The organism is Pseudooceanicola profundus (genome assembly GCF_054919315.1).
The window spans coordinates 1,585,633-1,605,447 of sequence record NZ_CM142898.1 but is presented as its reverse complement, the minus strand read 5'-3'; the positions used below and the strand labels follow the sequence as shown (position 1 = coordinate 1,605,447).

Here is a 19,815-nt window from a genome sequence, read left to right as displayed (position 1 = left end):
TTGAAATAAGAATTTTGCGAAGAATTTTCCTCAAGATTCTTCGGCGCAGGCCTTGCTGTCCCGCGGACGGTCGGGCGGGTGCGCCGCGCCCTCTGCCATGCCCGTTTTCTTCGAAGAAAACGGACCGGAAAATTCGAATTTTCCGGGCAGCGCCGGGGAGGTCCCGCCGGGGTCAGGCGCTTTCGGCCTGGCGGGGTTCAGTGGCAAAGGGCGGGCGGCACTCGGCAGGCTGGTAGCGCCTGATCTGGTCGCAGAGCAGCGTCTTGCGCAGGGGCTTCGTCAGGTAGTGGTCGAGGCCGGCGGCGAGGATCGCCTTTTCATCCCCTTCGAGGGCATGGGCCGTCAGGGCGACGATCGGCACGCGGCGGCCCTGTTCCTGCGCGCGGATCCGTGCCGTGGCCTCCTTGCCATCCATGCCGGGCATCGAGATGTCCATGAAGATCAGGTCGGGCGTCAGTTCGGCGTAGCGCTCCAGCGCCTCCTGCCCGTTGGCGGCGAAATGCAGGGCGATATCCGCCTCGCCCAGCATCTTGCGCAGGACCAGCTGGTTGGTGCGGTTGTCCTCAGCCGCCAGTACGACCATGGCGCGGCGGTCGTCCGCGGGCGCGGTCGGGGCCGGTGCGGGCAGAGGGGCCGGGCGGCGGTGCAGGGGACGCCCGTGGATCAGGTTGTCGATCGCGCGGTAGAGGTCGCGCCGGGGCATCGGGCGCTGGAAAATCGCCGCCAGCGTCCGGCTGGCCGGGTCCAGCACCGCGTCATCCAGCGCGGAGGACAGCAGGATCACCGGCACGCGGCTGCCGCGGGCGCGCACCGCTTCGGCCAGTTCCAACCCGTCCATGGCGGGCATGTTATGGTCGGTGACGATCAGGTCGACGCCCTCGTCGAGACGCTCCAGCGCCTCGGCCCCGCTGGCGCAGGGGATCGGCTGGGCGCCCATGGCCTCCAGCTGGCGCTCGAGGATGGTGCGGTTCACGGCCAGGTCGTCCACCACCAGCACCCGGCGCAGCCCCTCGGGCAGGCGGGGCGGACCGTTGGTTTCCTCCTCGGGTTCGGCGACGGGCAGGGTTATCTGGAACCCGAAGGCCGAGCCGCGCCCGCTTTCGCTGTCGACCCAGATCCGCCCCTTCATCAGCCCGATCAGCCGCTTGCTGATTGCCAGCCCCAGGCCGGTGCCCTCGAACATCCGGTTCGAGGTGTCCTCGACCTGGCTGAACTCGGTGAAGATGCCGGCGATCTTGTCCGCGGGGATGCCGATGCCGGTGTCTTCCACCGTCAGGTGGATGTGCACCTCCTCGCCGTCGCCGCGGGGCAGGCCGACCACGCGGATCAGCACGTGGCCCCGCGTGGTGAACTTGATCGCATTGCCCACGAGGTTGGTGATCACCTGCCGCAGCCTACCGGGATCGCCGATGTAGCGCGTGGGCAGGAAGAGGTCGTAGTCCACCAGCACCTCCAGCCCCTTCTGCCGCGCACGGGGCTGGAGCAGGGTGACGACCTCGTGGATGCAGCGTTCCAGGTCGAAGGGTTCCGGGTGCAGGGCCAGTTTCTCCGCCTCGATCTTGGAATAGTCGAGCACGTCGTTGATGATCACCAGAAGCGCCTCGCCGGAGGAGCGGATCGTGTCGACGTAGAGCTGCTGATCACGGGTCAGCTCGGTATCGCCCAGCAGTTCGGCCATGCCCACGACACCGTTCATCGGGGTGCGGATCTCGTGGCTCATGTTGGCGAGGAAGGCGCTCTTGGCGCGGTTGGCGGCCTCGGCCCGGGTGCGGGCCTCGCGCAGCTGTTCCTCGTAGCGGACCGATTCGGTGATGTTGAGCGCAAGGCAGACCACGTCGCCCTCGTGTCCGCGCTGGTCGATCATCTTGATGTACTGGCCATTCCAGAGCCGCAGCACGATCTGCTCCGGCACCGGGGACTGCCAGCGGGTCATCATCATGCGCCGCCAGTCCCTCGGGCTCATCTCCCCGATGTCGACGATGCCTTCTTCCGTTATGAGTTGCAGCAACCGGATGTAGGTGACGCCCGGGGCCACCTCCTCCAGCCCGTCAAAGACCGAGAGCCAGGCCCCGTTGGCGGCGATCATGCGGTTGTCGCCGTCGAAGAAGGCGAATCCCCCCTCGATCGTTTCGATCGACTGCCAGAGCCGGCGCTCCGCGATCTCCACCTTCTGGTTGGCGGCGCTCAGGTCCAGCTTCACGCGCCGGTTCTCGTCCCGCACGGTCTGGACCGCGGCACGGGTCTCGTAAATCTCCTCGCTGAGGGCGCGGGCATGGCGGCCGAGCTTGCGGTTCGCGGTGTGGAGCTCCGCCTGTTTCTGCTCCAGCAGCCGTTCTGCCGCCAATCGTGCCCGCCGTTCCTCGGACAGCTTGTTTGCAAGACTCACGTAAGCCTCCGCTCCCTGACGCCCCCCTCGCGCCAAGGTGCGGCGCAGCGGTAAAGAAACCATTGAGATTGCCGGGCGCGCCAACGGCGGGGCGGGGCCGGGACGCCGATGGCCGCGTCATGCCGCCGCTTGCCAGCCTGCGAAACCTCGTGTCACGGTAGAGCGGTCATTTCGAGATATGCTATTCATCAACCGGGGCGGGGATCATTTCCGATCAGGACCCACTCCGGGAGGAGGTTTTCATGGTCCGTCGTTTTCTTGCCGCCCTCGTGCTGGCCCTGCCCACTGCCGCGCCGCTCGCCGCGCAGGAGGTTCTGCCCGAAACCCGTATGCTGCTGACGCGGGACGTGGACTTCCCCGGCAACGACCTGCAGGCGCTCTTCGATACGACCTTCGAGGCCTGCCGCAATGTCTGCGCGGCCACGACGGGCTGCACCGCCTTCACCTACAACACCCGCTCCAACGCCTGTTTCCCGAAATCCGCGGCCGCCGCGCCGGTGCCCTATGACGGGGCCTATTCGGCGCGCATCCTGCCAATCAGCGACACCCTGCGGCAGCGGGCCGAGGCGCTGCGCGGCGATCTCGGCTTCCTTCAGGACGCTGCCATCGCCGGGGCGGTGGATCTGGCCTCCGACATCAGCTGGATTCACCCGGCGGGGCAATTCACCGGCGAGGCGCTGCTACAGGCCGCGCGGGACCGCGAGGCGGCGGGCGATCCGCTGGCGGCGATGCGGTTCATGGGCGGGGCCGTGGCCGGGTCCGATGCCTCGGACCAATGGGCGGAATATGCCCGGCTGGGGCTGATCGCCGAGGGCGGGAACTACGGCGAGACCCGGAAGCTGCGCCAGCGGGCGCTGGGCGGGGCGATCAACGCCTATCTCCGCGCGCCCTCCGATCCGGCGCGGGTGACCGCGCTGGTGGTGCTGGCCCGCGCGCTGGAGGCCAATGACCGCGCCCGCGACATGCTGCCCGCGCTGCGGCTGGCGGAACGTATCCAGCTGCGCGACGATGTCACCGCGCTGCTGGACGTGGCGATCGAACGCTATGGCTTCCGCATCACCGACAACCGGGTCGAGAACGAGTTGGCCGAGCCGCGCATCTGCGCCGAGTTTTCGGAGGCGCTGGACGAGACGCAGGTGAACTACGCCGATTACCTGCGCCTGCCCGATGCGGGCATGGCGGTGGAGGCGAGCGGGTCGCAGCTCTGCCTCAGCGGTGGCCAGCATGGCGCGCGCTACACGGTGACCTTCCGCGAGGGGCTGCCCGCCGCCAGTGGCGAGACGCTGGCCCGCGACGTGGAGCTGCGCGTCTACATCCGGGACCGCGCGCCGCGGGTGACCTTCCCGGGCCGGGCCTACGTGCTGGCCAACGCGGGCGATATCGCCCTGCCGGTGGAGACGGTGAACACCGATGCGCTGGAGCTGAAGCTCTACCATGTGACCGACCGCAACCTGCTGCGGCTGGTGCAGGACAGCTTCTTCGGCCAGCGGCTCTATTTCTATGAAGAGCGGCAGCTGGAAAACGATCTGGCCGAGCTGGTCTGGGACGGCACCGGCGCGGTCGCCTCGGAGCTCAACCGCGACATGACCACCCGCCTGCCCATGGCGGACGCGCTGGAGGGCCAGCCCGCCGGGGCCTATGCGCTGACTGCGCGGGTGCCGGGGGCCGAGGACGACGGCGCCGTCGCGACCCAGTGGTTCGTGCTGACCGATCTGGGCCTGACCTCGATGTCCGGCACCGACGGGCTGCATGTCTTCCTGCGCGGCCTCGGCGATGCGCAGGCCAAGGCGGGGGTCGAGGTCTCGCTGCTCTCGCGCAGCAACCGTGTGCTGGGCACCGCCACGACGGATGAGACCGGATATGCCCGTTTTGCCCCCGGCCTGACCCGTGGCAGCGGCGGCGCGGCCCCGGCCATGGTCATGGCGCGGGAGGGCGAGGCCGACCTCGCATTCCTCTCGCTCACCGATCCGGCCTTCGACCTGTCCGACCGGGGGGTGGAGGGCCGCCCCGCCGCGCCGCCGATCGACGTCTTCCTTGCGACCGACCGGGGCGCCTACCGCGCGGGCGAGGTGATCCACGCCACGGCACTGGCGCGGGATGCGTTGGCCGGGGCGATCGAGGGGCTGCCGGTGACGGCGATCCTGTCGCGCCCCGACGGGGTGGAATACGCGCGCCAGACCTCGACGGCGGGCGTCGCGGGCGGGCATGTCTTCGACTTCCCCGTCGGGCCCGCCGCGCCGCGCGGGACGTGGACGCTGGAGATAAAGGCGGACCCCGAGGCCGAGGCGCTGGCCAGTGCCAAGCTGCTGGTCGAGGATTTCCTGCCTGAGCGGATCGACTTCACCGCCACCCTGCCGGACGGCCCGCTGCGCCCCGGGGACCGCGCCCCTCTGTCCGTGTCGGCGCGCTATCTCTTCGGCGCCCCCGCCGCGGGGCTGGAGGTCGAGGGGCAGGTCGTCCTGCGCCCGGTGCGCAGCCTGCCGGACCATCCCGGCTACCTCTTCGGCGCCCATGAGCGCGCCACCTATCCCGAGTATCAGAGCTTTGGCGGCACCCGGACCGAGGCCGATGGCGCCGCGCTTGTCGAGGTGACCCTGCCCAGCTTCTCCGATCCTTCCGACCGGCCCGTCATGGCCGAGGTGGTGACCCGCGTGCTGGAAGGCTCCGGCCGCCCGGTGGAGCGGCGCGCTGACCGGCTGCTGACGCCGGATCACGCCATCATCGGCATCCGCCCCGCCGCCGAGGGCGTCGTGCCCGAGAATGCGGAGGCTGCCTTCACCCTGATCGCCGTGGGCGATGGCGCGGCCCTGCCGGTGCGCTGGACCGTGAACCGCGTGCGCACCCGGTACCAGTGGTACCAGCAATACGGCGACTGGAACTGGGAGCCCTACACCACCCGCACGCAGGTCGCCTCGGGCGAGGCGACGCTTGGGGCGACGCCGGTGCAGGTCTCAGCCCCCGTGGAATGGGGCGCATACGAGATCGTGGTGGAGCAGGTCGGCGGGGCCGCGCCCGCCCGCTCCTCAGTCGATTTCTACGCCGGATGGTACGCACCCGCCGACAGCTCCACCACGCCCGACATGCTGGAGCTGTCCCTCGACGCGGCGGGCTATGCCGTGGGCGACACGGCGCAGCTGCGCATCGTGCCGCGCTCTGCCGGGACGGCGCTGGTGACGGTGATCTCCAACCGGCTGATCGAACGCCGCGCCGTGGAGGTGCCCGAGGGCGAGAGCGTGATCCCGCTGGAGGTGACCGAGGACTGGGGCGCCGGGGCCTATGTCACCGCCGCCCTGCTGCGCCCGATGGACGTGGCCGCCGGACAGACCCCGGCCCGCGCCCTCGGCCTTGCCTATGCCAAGGTCGATCCGGGCGAGAAAGCCTTGAGCGTCCGCGTCGATGTCCCCACGGAGGCCGATCCGCGCGGGCCGGTGACGGCGAGGGTTGCTGTGGATGGCATTGCCGCGGGCGAGACCGCCCATGTGACGCTGGCGGCGGTCGACCTCGGCATCCTCAACCTCACCGGCTTCGAGAGCCCCGATCCGCAGGGCCATTACTTCGGCCAGCGGCGGCTGGGGATGGAGATCCGCGATCTCTATGGCCGCCTCATCGACAGCGTGAACGGCGCCATGGGACAGGTCCGCTCGGGCGGGGATGCCGGGTCGTCCCGGCTGCAATCGCCGCCCCCGACCGAGGAGCTGGTGGCCTATTTCTCGGGCCCCGTGACCGTGGGGGCCGATGGCACCGCCGATGTCACCTTCGACCTGCCGGAGTTCAACGGCACCGTGCGCTTCATGGCGGTGGCCTGGTCTGACACCGGCGTCGGTTACGCGGAGGCCGATGTGCTTGTGCGCGATCCCGTCGTGGTCAGCGCCACGCTGCCCCGGCTGCTTGCGCCCGGCGATACCTCGCGCCTGCTGCTGGAAATCATCCATGCCACCGGCCCCATAGGGCGGGCCGCGCTCTCCGTCACCGCCGAGGGGCTGACGCTGGATGCGGGCGCGATCCCGGCCTCCGTCAGCCTTGGGGAGAAGGATACCGTCACGCTCTCTATTCCCGTGACCGCCGATGGCGTTGGGGATCAGTCCCTGACCGTCGCGCTCACCACGCCCGGCGGCAAGGTCCTGACCAAGCCGCTGAAGCTGGGGGTGCGACAGAACGATCCGTCGGTTTCCACGACGCAGCGGTTCGACCTCGCCGAAGGCGGGACCTTCACGCTGGATGGCAATGTCTTTGCCGGGCTGCGCCGGGACACCGGGCAGGCCATCGTCTCTGCCGGGCCGCTCGCGCGGCTCGACGCGCCCGCGCTGCTGGCCGCGCTGGACCGCTACCCCTATGGCTGCACGGAACAGGTGACCTCGCAGGCGCTGCCGCTGCTCTACCTCTCCTCCGTGGCCGAGGCGATGGGGCTGGCTTCGCGCGACCGGGTGCAGGAGCGGGTGGATCAGGCCATCGACCGCATCCTCGCGCGGCAGGCCTCGAACGGGGGCTTCGGGCTCTGGTCCGCTTCCTCGGGGGATGACTGGCTCGACGCCTATGTCACCGATTTGCTCAGCCGCGCGCGGCAGGAGGGCTATACCGTGCCCGACACCGCCTTCCGCATGGCGATGGACAACCTGCGCAACCGCGTGAACTACGCGGACAGTTTCGACGAGGAGCGCAAGGGCGGCGAGGCGCTGGCCTATGCGCTGCTCGTTCTGGCGCGCGAGGGGGCGGCCAACATGGGCGACCTGCGCTATTACGCCGACGTGAAGGCCCCGGCGCTGGCCACGCCGCTGGCGGCGGCCCAGCTGGGCGCGGCGCTGGCGCTCTACGGCGATCAGACGCGGGCCGACCGGATGTTCGCGCAGGCGCAGCGGATGCTAGACAACCTGCCGGTTCGGGGCGATGCGCGGCTCTACCGCGCCGATTACGGCACCCACCTGCGCGATGCGGCTGGCCTGCTGACGCTGGCGGTCGAGGCGGGCTCGCAGGCCGTGGATACCGCGGCGCTGGCGGCCGTGGTGGGCGATGTCTCGGGCCCGATGTCCACGCAGGAGAGCGTCTGGACCCTGATGGCCGCCAAGGCGATGGTCGACGATCCCGCGGTGTCGGGGCTGACGCTGAACGGCGCACCGGTCGAGGGGCCCTTCGTGCGGACCCTCGACGGGGCGGCCATGCTGGCCCCGCTGGAGATCGCCAATGCCGCGGGGGCCGCGACGCAGCTGACCCTGACCACCGTGGGCGTGCCCGAGGTGGCGCCGGCGGCGGGCGGCTATGGCTATGCCATCGGGCGCAGCTACTACACGATGGAGGGCGCCCCGGTGGAACCGGCGCGGATCGCGCAGGGCGACCGCATGGTCGTGGTCCTCAAGGTCACGCCCTTCGAGAAGACCGGCGCGCGGCTGATGGTGGACGATCCGCTGCCCGGCGGGTTCGAGATCGACAACCCCTCGCTGCTGCGCTCGGGCGATATCCGGGGGCTGGGCTGGCTCGACCCGGCGGTGGCCGATCACGCGGAGTTCCGCGCCGACCGCTTCCTTGCCGCGCTGGACTGGAGCGGGGATGACCCCTTCACGCTGGCCTACGTGGTCCGTGCGATCTCGCCCGGCAGCTACCACCATCCGGCGGCCTCGGTCGAGGACATGTACCGGCCGCGCTACCGCGCATGGACCGATACGGGCCGGGTGACCGTTGCGCAGTAACCGCCTCTCCGCCGCGCTTGTGTCGCTCGTGCTGGCCCTCGGGGCCGGTGTGGCGGCACGTGACGGCTGGGAGGCCTGGATCACGGCGACGGAACTGCCCCCGCTGGTGAGCGAGACCTCGGTCGAGGTCCGCGACCGGGCGGGCGATCTGCTGCGGGTCTATACGGTCGCGGATGGCCGCTGGCGGCTGGCGCCCGGCGCGGTGGACCCACGGTTCACCGAGATGCTGCTGGCCTACGAGGACCGGCGCTTCCTGCACCACTCCGGCGTCGACGCCCGTGCCCTGCTGCGGGCCGTGGCGCAGGCAGCGTGGCACGGGCGCGTGGTTTCGGGCGGGTCGACCCTGACGATGCAGGTGGCGCGCCTGCTGGAGGAAAGCGGCACCGGGCGCTGGTCCGGCAAGCTGCGCCAGATGCGCGTGGCCTGGGCGCTGGAGCGGCATCTCAGCAAGGAGGAGATCCTGCGCCTCTACCTGCTCCATGCGCCCTACGGTGGCAATCTGGAGGGGCTGCGGGCCGCGACGCTGAGCTACTTCGGCAAGGAGCCCACCCGGCTGACGCCCGCGGAACGCGCGCTGCTGGTGGCCCTGCCGCAGGCCCCCGAAGCCCGCCGCCCCGACCGCCACCCCGAGGCGGCGCGTGCCGCCCGGGATCGGGTGCTGGCGCGGATGGCGCGCGACGGGCTGCTGCCCCCCGACGCGGTGCAGGCCGCCCTTCGCGATCCGGCACCCGCGCGGCGTCGTGCCTTTCCCGCGCTTGCGCCCCACATGGCGGATCGCGCCCGGGCCGAGGCCCCGCTGGCCCCGGTCCACGACCTGACACTGGACGGTGCACTTCAGGCCGCGCTGGAGCGGCTCGCGCAGCAGAGCCTGCGGGGTCAGCCGGGCGGTGTGTCCCTTGCGGTGCTGGTGGCGGATCATCGCAGCGGCGATGTGCTGGCCTCTGTCGGCGGGTCCTATTCCGAGACCGGGCAGGGCTTCGTCGACATGACGCGCGCCCTGCGCTCGCCCGGCTCGACCCTGAAACCGCTGGTCTACGGCATGGCCTTCGACGAGGGGCTGGCCCATCCCGAGACGATGATCGACGACCGCCCGGTCAGCTTCGACGGCTATGCGCCGCAGAATTTCGACGGCAGCTTCCGGGGCGAGATCCGGGTGACCGAGGCGTTGCAGCTGTCGCTCAACACGCCCGTGGTGCAGCTGGCCGATGCGCTCGGCCCCGAGACGATCATGGCGCGGCTGCGCCGGGCGGGCGTGGCAGCCGAGGTGCCCGGCGGGCGGCCCGGGCTGGCGATCACGCTGGGCGGGCTGGGGATGACGCTGGAGGACCTCCTGCGGCTCTATGCCGGGCTGGCCGAGGGCGGAGAGGCGCGTGCCCTTCACTGGCGTATGGAGAGCGTTGAGGCACCCTCGCGCCGGTTCCTGTCGCGGGCGGCGGCCTGGCAGGTGGGCCATATTATCGCCGGTCTCGCGCCGCCGCCGGGGGCGCCGCGCAACCGGCTGGCCTACAAGACCGGCACCAGCTACGGGCACCGCGATGCCTGGGCCGTGGGGTTTGACGGGCGGCACGTGGCGGCGGTCTGGATCGGGCGGCCCGACGGGACCCCGGTGCCCGGCGCCTTCGGGGCCGAGGCTGCCGCCCCGATCCTCTTCGAGGTGTTCCAGCGGCTGAAACCGGCGCTGGACCCGCTGCCGCCGCCCCCGCCCGAGACGCTGATGCTTTCCGCCGCCGCGCTGCCGGCGCCCCTGCAGCGCTTCCGCCCGCGCGGCGCCGTCTTTGCCGCGCCCGCAGATGCGCCCGTGGTGGCCTTTCCACCGGAAGGCGCACGGGTGTCTCTGGGGCCGCAGGGGCTGGTGGCCAAGGTGCGCGAGGGGCGTCCGCCCTTCACATGGCTTGCCAACGGGCGGCCCCTGCTGACCGGCGCACGGGGGCGGGAGGTGATCCTCGACGGGCTGGAAGCGGGATTTGCCGACCTCGCGGTGATCGATGCGGAGGGGCGTGCGGCGCGGGTGTCGGTGCGGCTGGAGTGAGGGGAGCGCGACTCGCTGTGTCGCGTGTTCGGTTTGAGGGAAGCTTGCAGCGAGGTCAGGGCAAGGTCTCTCTGAAGCGGCGCTGTCCCCTCGGAATGCCCCGCCCGGCCGTGAGGCCGGGCAGCGCCGACCCGCCCCCATGGGGCGGCGCTATTGCGCCACCCCGCGGGGCGGCGCTGCCCTAAGCGATAGCCGGAGGGGGCAAGCGGACCGGGTACAGTTCGCGCGAGGTGCGTCACGTAGCGAGCGTTGGAGGACTCTGCGCAAAGACGTCTCAAGCCTTTGGGCTGTCCCAATCGGCTTTCACAACAGGTTGGTGTGGTATCTCAGGTTCAAGCAAGGGCCATCGCGTGGCGGAGTGAGGCCGTCCTTGCCCGGACGCTGGCCGACCCGCTCACGCCGTCAGCTGAACACCCGCCACGCCCGTGATCACCGCGGGCACGATCGCGCCCTCGACCTGCGGCGCGGCAAAGCTCACCTCGGTGAACTGCGCCGTGCGGCCCATATGCGGGCTCTCCATCAGCACCGCGTGCGACCGGCCCACCTGTGCGGCCAGGTGGCGCGCAACGGCGGCGTCTCCGGCGGCGCGCAGACGGGCGGCGCGCTCCTTGATCACCTTGCCGTTCACCTGCCGGGGGATCTTCGCCGCGGGCGTGCCCTCGCGCTTGGAATAGGGGAAGACGTGCAGCCAGGTCAGGTCGCAGTCCTCCACCAGCTTCAGCGAGTTGACGAACATCTCCTCGGTCTCGGTCGGGAAGCCTGCGATGATGTCGGCGCCGAAGGTCATGTCCGGGCGCAGCCGCCGGGCGTCCTCGCAGAAGCGGATCGCGTCGTCGCGCAGGTGGCGGCGCTTCATCCGCTTGAGGATCATGTCATCGCCCGCCTGAAGGCTGAGATGCAGGTGGGGCATCAGGCGCGGCTCGGTCGCGATGGCCTGCATCAGCGCGTCATCGGCCTCGATCGAGTCGATCGAGGAGATCCGCAGCCGGGGCACATCGGTCAGGCGCAGGATGCGCATCACCAGGTCGCCGAGACGCGGCGCCGCCGGCAGGTCGGCCCCCCAGGAGGTCAGGTCGACCCCGGTCAGCACGACCTCGTTGTAGCCCGCCTGCACCAGCCGTTTGATCTGGTCCACCACGACGCCCGCCGGGACCGAGCGGGAGTTGCCGCGGCCGAAGGGGATGATACAGAAGGTGCAGCGGTGGTCACAGCCGTTCTGGACCTGCACATAGGCCCGCGACCGGGTGCCGAAGCCATCGATCAGGTGGCCCGCGGTCTCGGTCACCGACATGATGTCGTCGACCTGCACCCGCTCGGTCTGGCCGATCAGGTCGGGGACCATCTGCTTCCAGCTGTCGGGCTGCATCTTCTCGGTGTTGCCCATCACCACGTCCACCTCCTCCATCGAGGCGAAGGTCTCGGGCTCGGTCTGGGCGGCGCAGCCGGTGACGATCAGCTTGGCGTCCGGGTTCTCGCGGCGCAGCTTGCGGATCTCCTGCCGGGCCTTGCGGACGGCCTCGGCGGTGACGGCGCAGGTGTTGACGACCACGGCATTGCCCACGCCCGCCTGCGCGGCAAGCTCCTTCATCGCCTCGGTCTCATAGGCGTTGAGGCGACAGCCGAGCGTCGCGAAGATGGGGGGCTGCGCGGTCATCAGATTGCGTCCAGGAAAGCGGGCGTCAGGGCGGCGGTAAAGACATGGGCGGTGGCGCCGGTCATCCAGACGCCATCCTCGCGCCAGTCGAGCACCAGCCAGCCGCCGTCGAGTTCCATCCGCACGCGGCGGTCGGTCAGCCCGCGCAGATGCGCGGCCACGGCGGTGGCACAGGCGCCCGAGCCGCAGGCCAGGGTCACGCCGGTGCCGCGTTCCCAGACCCGCATCCGGATCTCGTCACGCGCACGGACCTCGGCGAATTCGACATTTGTGGCTTCGGGGAAGAGCGGATCATGCTCCACCTTCGGGCCCCAGTCGGTCAGCGGCACCGCCTCGGCATCGGGGACGAAGAAGACGCAATGCGGATTGCCCATGCCGACGGCGACGGGATCGCCCTCCAGCGGCAGGTGGCGGTGGTCCACGTCGCGCGACAGCGGGATCTCGTCCCAGGCGAACTGCGGGTGGCCCATGTTGATCGAGACCATGCCCTCGTCGATCCGGGCCGCAAGTTCGCCCCGGGCGGTGCGGATGGTCAGCGAGGTGCTGCCGGCCTCGCCCATGACATGGGCGGCGACGCAGCGGGTGGCATTGCCGCAGGCCCCGGCGCGGCTGCCGTCCGAGTTCCAGAAGTCGAGCGAGATGTCCGTGCCCTCGCCATCGCGGATCTCGGCCAGCTGGTCGAATCCGACGCCGCGGTGACGATCGCCAAGGGCGCGGGCCAGACCTGGGGTGGTCACGGCAGACCGCCCCCGTGAGTCGATGATCACGAAGTCATTTCCGAGACCGTGCATTTTCATGAAGGTCTGGCTGGAGGGGGCGCTGTCTGTCATGGGCGCGATATAGTCCTTCATGGTGCTGTTGCAAAGCGTCGCTTGGGATGGCGGACGGAGGGTTCCGTAGGGTCGCGGAGATTTTCCGGAAGAATTTCTCTGAATCGGGTTGACCCCACCCGCTGGTACCCTTAGAGGACGCCTCCAGTGGGCCGTTAGCTCAGTTGGTAGAGCAACTGACTTTTAATCAGTGGGTCGAAGGTTCGAATCCTTCACGGCTCACCACTACCACCCTGATGTACTTGGGTAAAAAGCACGCCGGAACCTTCGGGTTCCGGCGCTTTTTGTTTCTGCCGTCCAGATCAGCCCCCAGTCCCGGCCCCAGTCTTAGCCCCAGTCTCGGTCACGGGCTCAGCCCCGAACTCAGCCCTGCGCGAGAAACGCCGCCAGCAGGTCGGCGCGGCTCAGCATCCCCACGAGGGCGCCGTCGCTGGTGACGGGATAACTTCGGTAGGGCTCTGCGAGGAATCGCTCGGCCGCGGCGACGATATCGGTATCGGCATCCAGCGATTCGACCTCCCGCGTCATGTGATCCGCCACGGTGTCGGACCAGCGCTGGTAGTAGGCGGAACTGAGCGCGGCCTTGAAGCAGTCCTTCTGCGACAGAATCCCCAGCAGCGCCCCGTCGCGGTCCAGCACTGGCGCGGCAGAGCAACCGGTCTCGACCAGCTGTGCCACGGCGTCTCGCATCGGCAGCTCCGGGGTGAGGGTCAGGATACCCTCGCGCAGGAAACGTCGGATCGTGATCTCAGCCATTGTCTGCCTCCCGGTTCAGGCGGCGCGGGCAGGTCGGACACATCCCCTTGCCGAGGCAGGCCGTCGCCTCGCAGGAGGTCTGCAACGGACGGCCCTTCACGAGGTATCCCAGCCCGAGCCCGAGGCAGGCGAGCGCGATGATCGCCACGGCGAGCAGCACCTCGATCATGTCGTCACCTGCGTGAAGGGCACATCGCCGGTGATCTCGGCCCGCAGGCCCTTGGAGGTGGTGAAGAGGAAGAGCGCATCGCGCCCGCGCCGGCGGGCGAGGGCGGGGCCCGCGGCGGGGCCCGCGGCCATGAGGGCGGTGGCCCAGCCGTCGGCCTCCATCGCCGTGGGGGCGCGCACCGAGACCGAGGCCAGCGGCCCGGCCTCCACCGGCGCGTGGCGGGCCGGGTCGATGATGTGGCTGTAGACATGACCGGCGAGCCGCAGGCTCTGCCGCGCGGTGCCCGATGTGGCGATCGCGCCCTCGCGCAGGGGCAAATGCCCGGCGAGGCCGCCATGGCCGGGCACAGGATGCTCCACCCCGGCGGTCCAGTCGCGTCCCGTGGGGTGCCGCCCGCCGGCGAGAAGCTCGCCGCCGATCTCGATCAGGTGGTCGTCAAGGCCCGCCGCGCGCAGCTGTCCGGCGAGGACGTCCAGCGCCCGCCCCTTGGCGATCCCGCAGAGATCCAGCGTCAGCCCCGCGTCCGGGCGGCGCAGGGCGTCCCCGTCCAGCGTCAGGTCCTGCCACCGGCTTTCGCCGCCCCGGATCGGGCCGAAGCCCCAGCGGGCCACCAGCGGCCCCACGGTGGGGTCGAAATGGCCGTCGCTCTCCCGCGCGAGCGAGAGGGCGGCGCGGGTGACGCGGGCCATCTCGGCCGGAAGCGGCGTCACGCCCGCCGGGGCCCGGTTCAGGCGGCTGAGGACGGTGTCGGGCTTCCAGGGCGACATCTGTCGGTCGATGGCCTCCAGCGCCGCCGCGAGGCGCCCGTGGAGCGCCGTGCGGTCCACATGGGTGTCCGGCAGCACCACGCGCCACGTCGTGCCGTAGGCGGCACCCTGAAGCGCCTGCGTGGGGCTGGCCGCATGGAGCAGCCCGGGGGCGGCGAGGGTCGCCCCTGTGAGGGCAAGGAAACGGCGGCGGTCGATCCGGCGGTGCGTCATTTCAGGCTCCGAAATCGTCATTGTAGATCCGGTGGCGTTCGACCCCGAAGCGCATCAGCGTCGCGATCACCGCCGAGATCATCATCGGCGGGCCACAGAGGTAGTATTCGCAGGCATTGGGCGCGGGGTGGTCGCGCAGGGCATCGGCCACCCGCTCGTGGATGAAACCGGTGGCCCCGGTCCATCGGTCGCCCGGCGCGGGGTCCGAGAGGGCGGGCGTCCAGCGGAAGTTCGGATGCGCCGCCGCGATGGCGTCGAACTCCTCGGTGTAGAAGAGGTCGATCGCCGAGCGTGCGCCGTAGAAATAGCGCATCTTGCGCGGGGCGCCCTTGCTCTCCTGTTCCCGGCCCACCTGTTCGTGGATCATCGCCCGCAGCGGGGCCATGCCGACACCGCCGCCGATCAGGATCATCTCTGCCTGCGTGTCCTGCACCCGGAATTCGCCGAAGGGGCCGGAGATCGCCAGCGGATCGCCCGGTTTGAGCGCGAAGAGGTAGGAGGAGACGAGGCCGGGCGGGATCTCGCCCTCCGCCCCGGCGGGCGGCACGGCGAGGCGGATGTTGAACACCGCACGGCCCACGTCCTCGGGGCGCGAGGCGATGGAATAGGCGCGCGTCACCGGCGCGGCGGAGCGGGCGGAGAGATCGCGCCAGCCCGCGTCCTCCCATGTTTCCGCAAAGCGTTCGGACACCTCGATATCGCGGAATGACAGCCGATAGGCCGGGGCGGTCAGCTGCATGAAGTAGCCCGCGTGGAAGTCCATCTTCTGTCCTTCCGGCAGGTCGAGGACCAGCTCGCGGATCAGCGGGGCCAGCATCCGGTTGGAGCGGACCGTGGCCTGCATCGTCTCGGCCGACAGCAGGTCGGGCGCCACCTCGACATTGACCGGACCCTTCAGCGTCACCTGGCAGGCCAGCCGCATCCCCGCCTTGCGGTCCCGGGCCGAGAGCAGCCCGCGTTCCGCGGTCAGCGCCTCGCCCGCGCCGGGGCCGGTGGCGGTGACCCGGCAGAGCCCGCAGGTGCCCTTGCCGCCACAGCCCGCCGGGATGGCAAAGCCCGCGCCCTGCAGGCAGGAGAGCAGCGTCTCGCCGCTCCGCACCTCGATCTCCTGCGTGCCGTTCAGGGTGATCGTGGCGGCGCCCTGCGGCAGAAGCCGCGCGCGGGCAAAGAGCAGCGCCGCGGTCAGCGCCAGCACGAGGGCGAGGATGATCAGCGTGCCGAGGGCGATCTCGATCATGGGGCCCCCATCTGCGAGAAGGAGGCAAAGCCCAGCGACATCATCCCGGCCAGCAGGAAGGTGATCCCGAGGCCGCGCAGACCGGCGGGCAGATCGGCATAAGCGAGCCGCGTGCGCACCGCCGCCAGCATCGCCACGGCAAGCGCGAAGCCCACGCCGCTGCCGAGGCCGAAGACCAGCGCCTCGGCCGTGTCATAGCGGCGTTCCACCATGAACAGCGACCCGCCGAGGATCGCGCATTGCACCGTCAGCAGCGGCAGGAACACCCCGAGGCTGGCATGAACGGAGGGGGCGAAGCGTTCCAGCAGCATCTCCAGCATCTGCACGGTGCCCGCGATCAGCCCGATGAAGGTGATCAGGTTGAGGTAGGAGAGGTCGATCTCGGGCATCCCGGCCCAGCTCCACGCGCCCGGCGCAAGGACGGCGGTATAGATCAACTGATTCAGCGGCACCGTGATCCCCATGACGGCGATCATGGCAAGGCCGAGGCCGATGGCGCTCTCCAGCCGCCGCGACAGGGCGAGGAAGGTGCAGAGCCCGAGGAAGAAGGTCAGCGGCATGTTCTCGACGAAGATCGCGCGGACGAAGAGCGTGGCGAGGTCCTGCATCAGCGGCCCTCCGGCACGTCGGGGGGGATCGTCTCGGGCGGTTCGGCCTGGTCGGGCAGGGCGCTGCGTAGCGCCCAGACGAGGCCGCCCAGCAGGAAGAAGGCCGAGGGCGCCAGCCGCATCAGGTTGAGCGGTGTGAACCAGCCGCCATCCTCTGCCAGCGGCAGCACCGTCAGGCCGAAGAGCGTGCCCGCGCCGAAGAGTTCACGGATCGCCCCGATGACGATCAGCACGGCGGAATAGCCCAGCCCGTTGCCGAGCGCATCGACCATCGCCGGCAGCGGCGGGTTCTGGCGGGCAAAACTCTCGGTCCGGCCCAGCACGATGCAGTTCGTGGTGATCAGCCCGACGAAGACCGACAGCCGCAGCGAGATCTCGAAGAACCACGCCTGCAGGATCTGGTCGATGACGATGACCATCGAGGCGACGATGACGATCTGCACAATCAGGCGAATCGCGTTGGGAATGTGGCGTCGGATCAGGCTGACCACCGCCGCCGAGAGGACCAGCACCACGGTCAGGGACACCGCCATGGTCACGGCCGTGTCGAGCGACGTGGTCACCGCTAGCGCCGAGCAGATGCCTAGGATCTGCACCGTCACCGGGTTGCCCTCGACCAGCGGGCCCTTGAGCGTGCGCAGGAGAGCCGTGCGCGGGGGCATCAGAACTCTCCCCGCTTCACCGCGTCGATCAGCGGGCCATAGCCCTCCGGCCCCAGCCAGAACCGCACCATCCGCGTGACGGCGGTGCTGGTGCGCGTGGCGCCGGTGATGCCGTCAACCTCGTAGTCGGTGGTGGCCGGGCCGCGGGCGACGGCAAAGCGCATCTCGCCACGGTCGTCTCGGAACCTCGTGCCGGCAAAGCCCTGCTGCCACGCGGCCTCCTCGATCCGGGCGCCGAGGCCGGGGGTCTCGGACTGGCCGGTTACGGTGAGGCCCGCGATGGTCTCCATGTCGCCGTTGATCGCGATCATCGCCTCGATCGGCCCGTTGTAGCCCGCGCCCGCGATCGGCAGCACCATCAGCTTCACCGCCGCGCCGTCGCGCAGCAGGTAGACCTGCGCGTAGTCGGGCCGCGTGCCGATCCCGGCGAGATCCTGTTCCGGGCTCAGCGCGGTCCAGTTCCCGGTGTCGAGCAGCGCCGTCTCCAGCGTCTCGGGCGTGATCTCCTGCGCGGCGCGACCTTCGGGCAGGTCGATCACCACGGTGGAGATCTGCGCGCTTTCGCTGCTGCTCAGCAGGGCGGTCATGCCGGGAATGGCCGAGAGCAGCGCCTCCAGCCGAAGCTGCGTTTCCGCCGCGCGGTTGGCGGTCTGGATCGGGCGCAGCAGCACGGTGGCACCGCTGACCAGCAGGGTGCAGACAAGCGCCGTGGCGAAGGCCACGAAGAGCGTCTTGCCCCGGCTCTCGTTCGGCAGGGCCAGCAGGCGTTTCCACGGGTTCGTCGGGGTCTGGTCAGCCATGTCGTCTGTTCCGTCTCCGCAGCCAGAGGGCGATGGATATCTCGTCGAAAAGCGGCGCCGCGAGGGAGGCGAGCAGCGCCGCCGAGACCGCGATCTGCACCGGCGCGGCGTCTTGCCAGAAGGCGAGGAAGAGCACGCAGAGCCCGCCGTAGAGGGCCCCGTTCAACCAGCGGCCAAGCGGCGTGGTTGCGCTGGCCACCGGGTCCGCCACCAGCAGCGCCAGCCCGACGCAGAGCGCGGGCAGCGCCCCCTCGAAGGGCAGGCCCGCGAGAGCGGCGATCCCGAGGGTGCCGAGCGCGCCCAGAACCACCGGCCCCGGCAACACCCCGAAGGCGAGGCCGATGGCCAGCATCGCCCAGGACGCCCAGCCAAGTTGCACGGCCAGGTCGGGCCAGGGGGCGGCGGGGAAGCCGAAGCCCATGAATGCCAGCGTCACCGTCGCGGGGTTCAGCACGTTGCGCCCCCAGCCGCCGAAGGCCAGTTCCGCCACGATCACCCCGAAGGAGGTGGACAGCAGCAGCGCCACCGGCCCCAGCTCCCCGGGTGCGAGAACCGCAAGGGCCAATGCGGTCAGCGCGCCCGCGAGCGAGGGAGGCTGGGCCCGGGCCAGCATCCAGATCAGGTGCCAGATCCCCGCCGTCACGAGGAAGACCGTCAGCCGCAGCAGCCCGAAGGGCCCGTCGAGCACCAGCCACGTCAGCGCCAGTGGCAGGGCGGTGATCAGCAGCAGCGCGGCCACGGTCTCGCGGTCCCAGAGCCCCCTGTTCATGCGGCCTCCTCCTCGGCCATCCGCGCCAGCAGGGCAGAGAGAAGCGCCGAGAGCCGCGGCTCGGCCCCGGTGACGTAATCGGCAAGCGCAAGGTCCTCGGGCAGGAGCGAGAGCACACCCAACTTCTGGGCCGTCTCCGCGTCCCCGCTGGCGATGGCCCGCAGCAACGCCACGGCGGGCAGGGCGCCGCCCATGCTCTGCTCCAGTGCGGCGGTGGGGATCAGGGGCGGGGGCCGGGCCGCATGGCTCAGGGCCGAGAGGAACCAGTGCCCGCGCCCATGCGACGGATGGTACGCCGTGATCGTCGCCTGCCGGTCGGTGCCAAGCAGCCAGCGGGCGGGGCGGCTCTCCAGCAGGGAGCCGGAGAGGATGGTGTTCTGCCCGGGCCGGACATGTCCCTGGCAGAGGCCGCGCAGGTCGGCCCAGGGCTGGCATCGGACCAGCCGTGTCTCGCGCAGCCCGGTGCCGGTGAGCGAGACGAGCCGCGTCTCGGGCAGCAGCCCGGTGTCGAGCAGGGCCCCGATGGCGGCCACGTCCTCGGCGGCGATGTCCCAGACCGGGCTGTCGGGCGTTGCGGGGCGCTGGGCGTGGATGTGGAGCCCGGCCAGCCCCCAGGGATGCAGCGGCGCGGCGGGCAGCAGGCGGATGCGCGGGCCGGGGCCCAGCACGGGCGCGGCGCCCTCGCGGTGGCAGAGGAAGACAGGCCCCTCCGTCTGGGCCGTCAGCGTCGTCAATGCGGCGAGGCCGGAGGCGAAATGGGCCTCCTGCCCGTCGAGCGCGCGCCGCGGATCGGGCGCGCCGGGGCGGGTGTCGAGGGCCATGACGAAGATCGCCGCGGGCGGCCGCGCCGGATCGGCCAGCCCGCCGAAGGGGCGCGCCCGCAGCAGATGCCACAGGCCGGTCGCGCGCAGGTGTTCCGTCAGGGTCTGCGGATCGCGCTGATCGAGGGGCAGGGGGCTGCGCTCGTACCGGCCCGCGCCGGGTTCGTGAAACAGTGTCACCTGCCGCAGCCGGCGCGCGCTGTCGATGTCGAGCCGCGCCACCCGCCCGGCCATCGGCGCGCAGGTGATCAGCCCGTCGTGGCGCAGGTCGCGGAACAGCGGCTGGCCCTGCGCGACGGTTTCGCCTTCGAGCGCGAGCGCCTCGACCCGCAGGTCGCCGGTGGCGGGAATGACGAGGCTGGCCTCCTCGGTGATCTGGCGGTCGATTGTTCCGCCGGGCTGCGGCCCGGGGACGGAAATGCTCAATCCTTTT

General features: G+C 70.7%; 14 protein-coding genes and 1 tRNA gene. 3 read left to right on the top strand and 12 right to left on the bottom strand.

Annotated features, from left to right (window positions below):
* Window positions 1-172 precede the first annotated feature (172 nt).
* Complete coding sequence (locus ACX9MO_RS07340) at window positions 173-2,386, bottom strand: response regulator (RefSeq protein ID WP_462214070.1); 2,214 nt, start codon at window positions 2,384-2,386, stop codon at window positions 173-175.
* Window positions 2,387-2,628: 242 nt separating this feature from the next.
* Here ACX9MO_RS07340 and ACX9MO_RS07335 point away from each other — a divergent pair, with 242 nt between their 5' ends.
* Entirely contained in the window at window positions 2,629-8,067 is a 5,439-nt protein-coding gene (locus ACX9MO_RS07335; RefSeq protein ID WP_462214069.1) for an alpha-2-macroglobulin family protein, read from the top strand.
* The gene (gene pbpC, locus ACX9MO_RS07330) at window positions 8,057-10,096 is read left to right on the top strand and encodes a penicillin-binding protein 1C (protein WP_462214068.1); all 2,040 of its coding nucleotides are present in this window, start codon (window positions 8,057-8,059) and stop codon (window positions 10,094-10,096) included. Before ACX9MO_RS07335 ends, pbpC begins: the two co-directional genes overlap by 11 nt.
* Before the next feature lie 394 nt (window positions 10,097-10,490).
* Here pbpC and mtaB read toward each other — a convergent pair whose 3' ends face one another.
* Both mtaB and dapF read right to left on the bottom strand, forming a co-directional pair.
* Entirely contained in the window at window positions 10,491-11,750 is a 1,260-nt protein-coding gene (gene mtaB, locus ACX9MO_RS07325) for a tRNA (N(6)-L-threonylcarbamoyladenosine(37)-C(2))-methylthiotransferase MtaB (RefSeq protein WP_222490969.1), read from the bottom strand.
* Window positions 11,750-12,580, bottom strand: coding sequence for a diaminopimelate epimerase (gene dapF, locus ACX9MO_RS07320; RefSeq protein ID WP_462214067.1), 831 nt, complete (start codon window positions 12,578-12,580; stop codon window positions 11,750-11,752). Before dapF ends, mtaB begins: the two co-directional genes overlap by 1 nt.
* Window positions 12,581-12,729: 149 nt before the next feature.
* Here dapF and ACX9MO_RS07315 point away from each other — a divergent pair.
* A tRNA-Lys gene (locus ACX9MO_RS07315) sits at window positions 12,730-12,805 on the top strand.
* Window positions 12,806-12,943: 138 nt separating this feature from the next.
* Here ACX9MO_RS07315 and ACX9MO_RS07310 read toward each other — a convergent pair.
* Genes ACX9MO_RS07310 through ACX9MO_RS07270 form a run of 9 tightly spaced genes read right to left on the bottom strand, consistent with a single transcriptional unit; the run spans window position 12,944 to window position 19,808 of the window.
* Window positions 12,944-13,336, bottom strand: coding sequence for a CBS domain-containing protein (locus ACX9MO_RS07310; protein ID WP_462214066.1), 393 nt, complete (start codon window positions 13,334-13,336; stop codon window positions 12,944-12,946).
* Complete coding sequence (locus ACX9MO_RS07305; protein ID WP_462214065.1) at window positions 13,329-13,505, bottom strand: hypothetical protein; 177 nt, start codon at window positions 13,503-13,505, stop codon at window positions 13,329-13,331. Before ACX9MO_RS07305 ends, ACX9MO_RS07310 begins: the two co-directional genes overlap by 8 nt.
* Window positions 13,502-14,485, bottom strand: coding sequence for an FAD:protein FMN transferase (locus ACX9MO_RS07300; RefSeq protein WP_462214064.1), 984 nt, complete (start codon window positions 14,483-14,485; stop codon window positions 13,502-13,504). Before ACX9MO_RS07300 ends, ACX9MO_RS07305 begins: the two co-directional genes overlap by 4 nt.
* Before the next feature lies 1 nt (window position 14,486).
* Window positions 14,487-15,722, bottom strand: coding sequence for an NADH:ubiquinone reductase (Na(+)-transporting) subunit F (gene nqrF, locus ACX9MO_RS07295; RefSeq protein WP_462214063.1), 1,236 nt, complete (start codon window positions 15,720-15,722; stop codon window positions 14,487-14,489).
* Window positions 15,719-16,330 carry an NADH:ubiquinone reductase (Na(+)-transporting) subunit E gene (gene nqrE, locus ACX9MO_RS07290; protein ID WP_462214062.1) on the bottom strand — a complete coding sequence of 204 codons (612 nt, stop codon included), beginning with the start codon at window positions 16,328-16,330 and terminating at the stop codon, window positions 15,719-15,721. Before nqrE ends, nqrF begins: the two co-directional genes overlap by 4 nt.
* Entirely contained in the window at window positions 16,330-16,992 is a 663-nt protein-coding gene (locus ACX9MO_RS07285; protein ID WP_462214061.1) for an NADH:ubiquinone reductase (Na(+)-transporting) subunit D, read from the bottom strand. The genes nqrE and ACX9MO_RS07285 overlap by 1 nt, the downstream gene beginning before the upstream one ends.
* Window positions 16,992-17,792 (bottom strand): FMN-binding protein, encoded by an 801-nt coding sequence (locus ACX9MO_RS07280; RefSeq protein ID WP_462214060.1) that lies wholly within the window; start codon window positions 17,790-17,792, stop codon window positions 16,992-16,994. Before ACX9MO_RS07280 ends, ACX9MO_RS07285 begins: the two co-directional genes overlap by 1 nt.
* Window positions 17,785-18,561 carry an RnfABCDGE type electron transport complex subunit D gene (locus ACX9MO_RS07275; protein ID WP_462214059.1) on the bottom strand — a complete coding sequence of 259 codons (777 nt, stop codon included), beginning with the start codon at window positions 18,559-18,561 and terminating at the stop codon, window positions 17,785-17,787. Before ACX9MO_RS07275 ends, ACX9MO_RS07280 begins: the two co-directional genes overlap by 8 nt.
* Window positions 18,558-19,808, bottom strand: a complete 1,251-nt coding sequence (locus ACX9MO_RS07270; RefSeq protein ID WP_462214058.1) for a Na(+)-translocating NADH-quinone reductase subunit A — start codon at window positions 19,806-19,808, stop codon at window positions 18,558-18,560. Before ACX9MO_RS07270 ends, ACX9MO_RS07275 begins: the two co-directional genes overlap by 4 nt.
* Window positions 19,809-19,815 lie beyond the last annotated feature (7 nt).

Bases quoted from the DNA above. Each gene is read 5' to 3' on its own strand.
- ACX9MO_RS07335 (WP_462214069.1), top strand. From the start codon at position 2,629: ATGGTCCGTCGTTTTCTTGCCGCCCTCGTGCTGGCCCTGCCCACTGCC.
- mtaB (WP_222490969.1), bottom strand. From the start codon at position 11,750: ATGACCGCGCAGCCCCCCATCTTCGCGACGCTCGGCTGTCGCCTCAAC.
- dapF (WP_462214067.1), bottom strand. From the start codon at position 12,580: ATGACAGACAGCGCCCCCTCCAGCCAGACCTTCATGAAAATGCACGGT.
- ACX9MO_RS07310 (WP_462214066.1), bottom strand. From the start codon at position 13,336: ATGGCTGAGATCACGATCCGACGTTTCCTGCGCGAGGGTATCCTGACC.
- ACX9MO_RS07305 (WP_462214065.1), bottom strand. From the start codon at position 13,505: ATGATCGAGGTGCTGCTCGCCGTGGCGATCATCGCGCTCGCCTGCCTC.
- ACX9MO_RS07300 (WP_462214064.1), bottom strand. From the start codon at position 14,485: ATGACGCACCGCCGGATCGACCGCCGCCGTTTCCTTGCCCTCACAGGG.
- nqrF (WP_462214063.1), bottom strand. From the start codon at position 15,722: ATGATCGAGATCGCCCTCGGCACGCTGATCATCCTCGCCCTCGTGCTG.
- nqrE (WP_462214062.1), bottom strand. From the start codon at position 16,330: ATGCAGGACCTCGCCACGCTCTTCGTCCGCGCGATCTTCGTCGAGAAC.
- ACX9MO_RS07285 (WP_462214061.1), bottom strand. From the start codon at position 16,992: ATGCCCCCGCGCACGGCTCTCCTGCGCACGCTCAAGGGCCCGCTGGTC.
- ACX9MO_RS07280 (WP_462214060.1), bottom strand. From the start codon at position 17,792: ATGGCTGACCAGACCCCGACGAACCCGTGGAAACGCCTGCTGGCCCTG.
- ACX9MO_RS07275 (WP_462214059.1), bottom strand. From the start codon at position 18,561: ATGAACAGGGGGCTCTGGGACCGCGAGACCGTGGCCGCGCTGCTGCTG.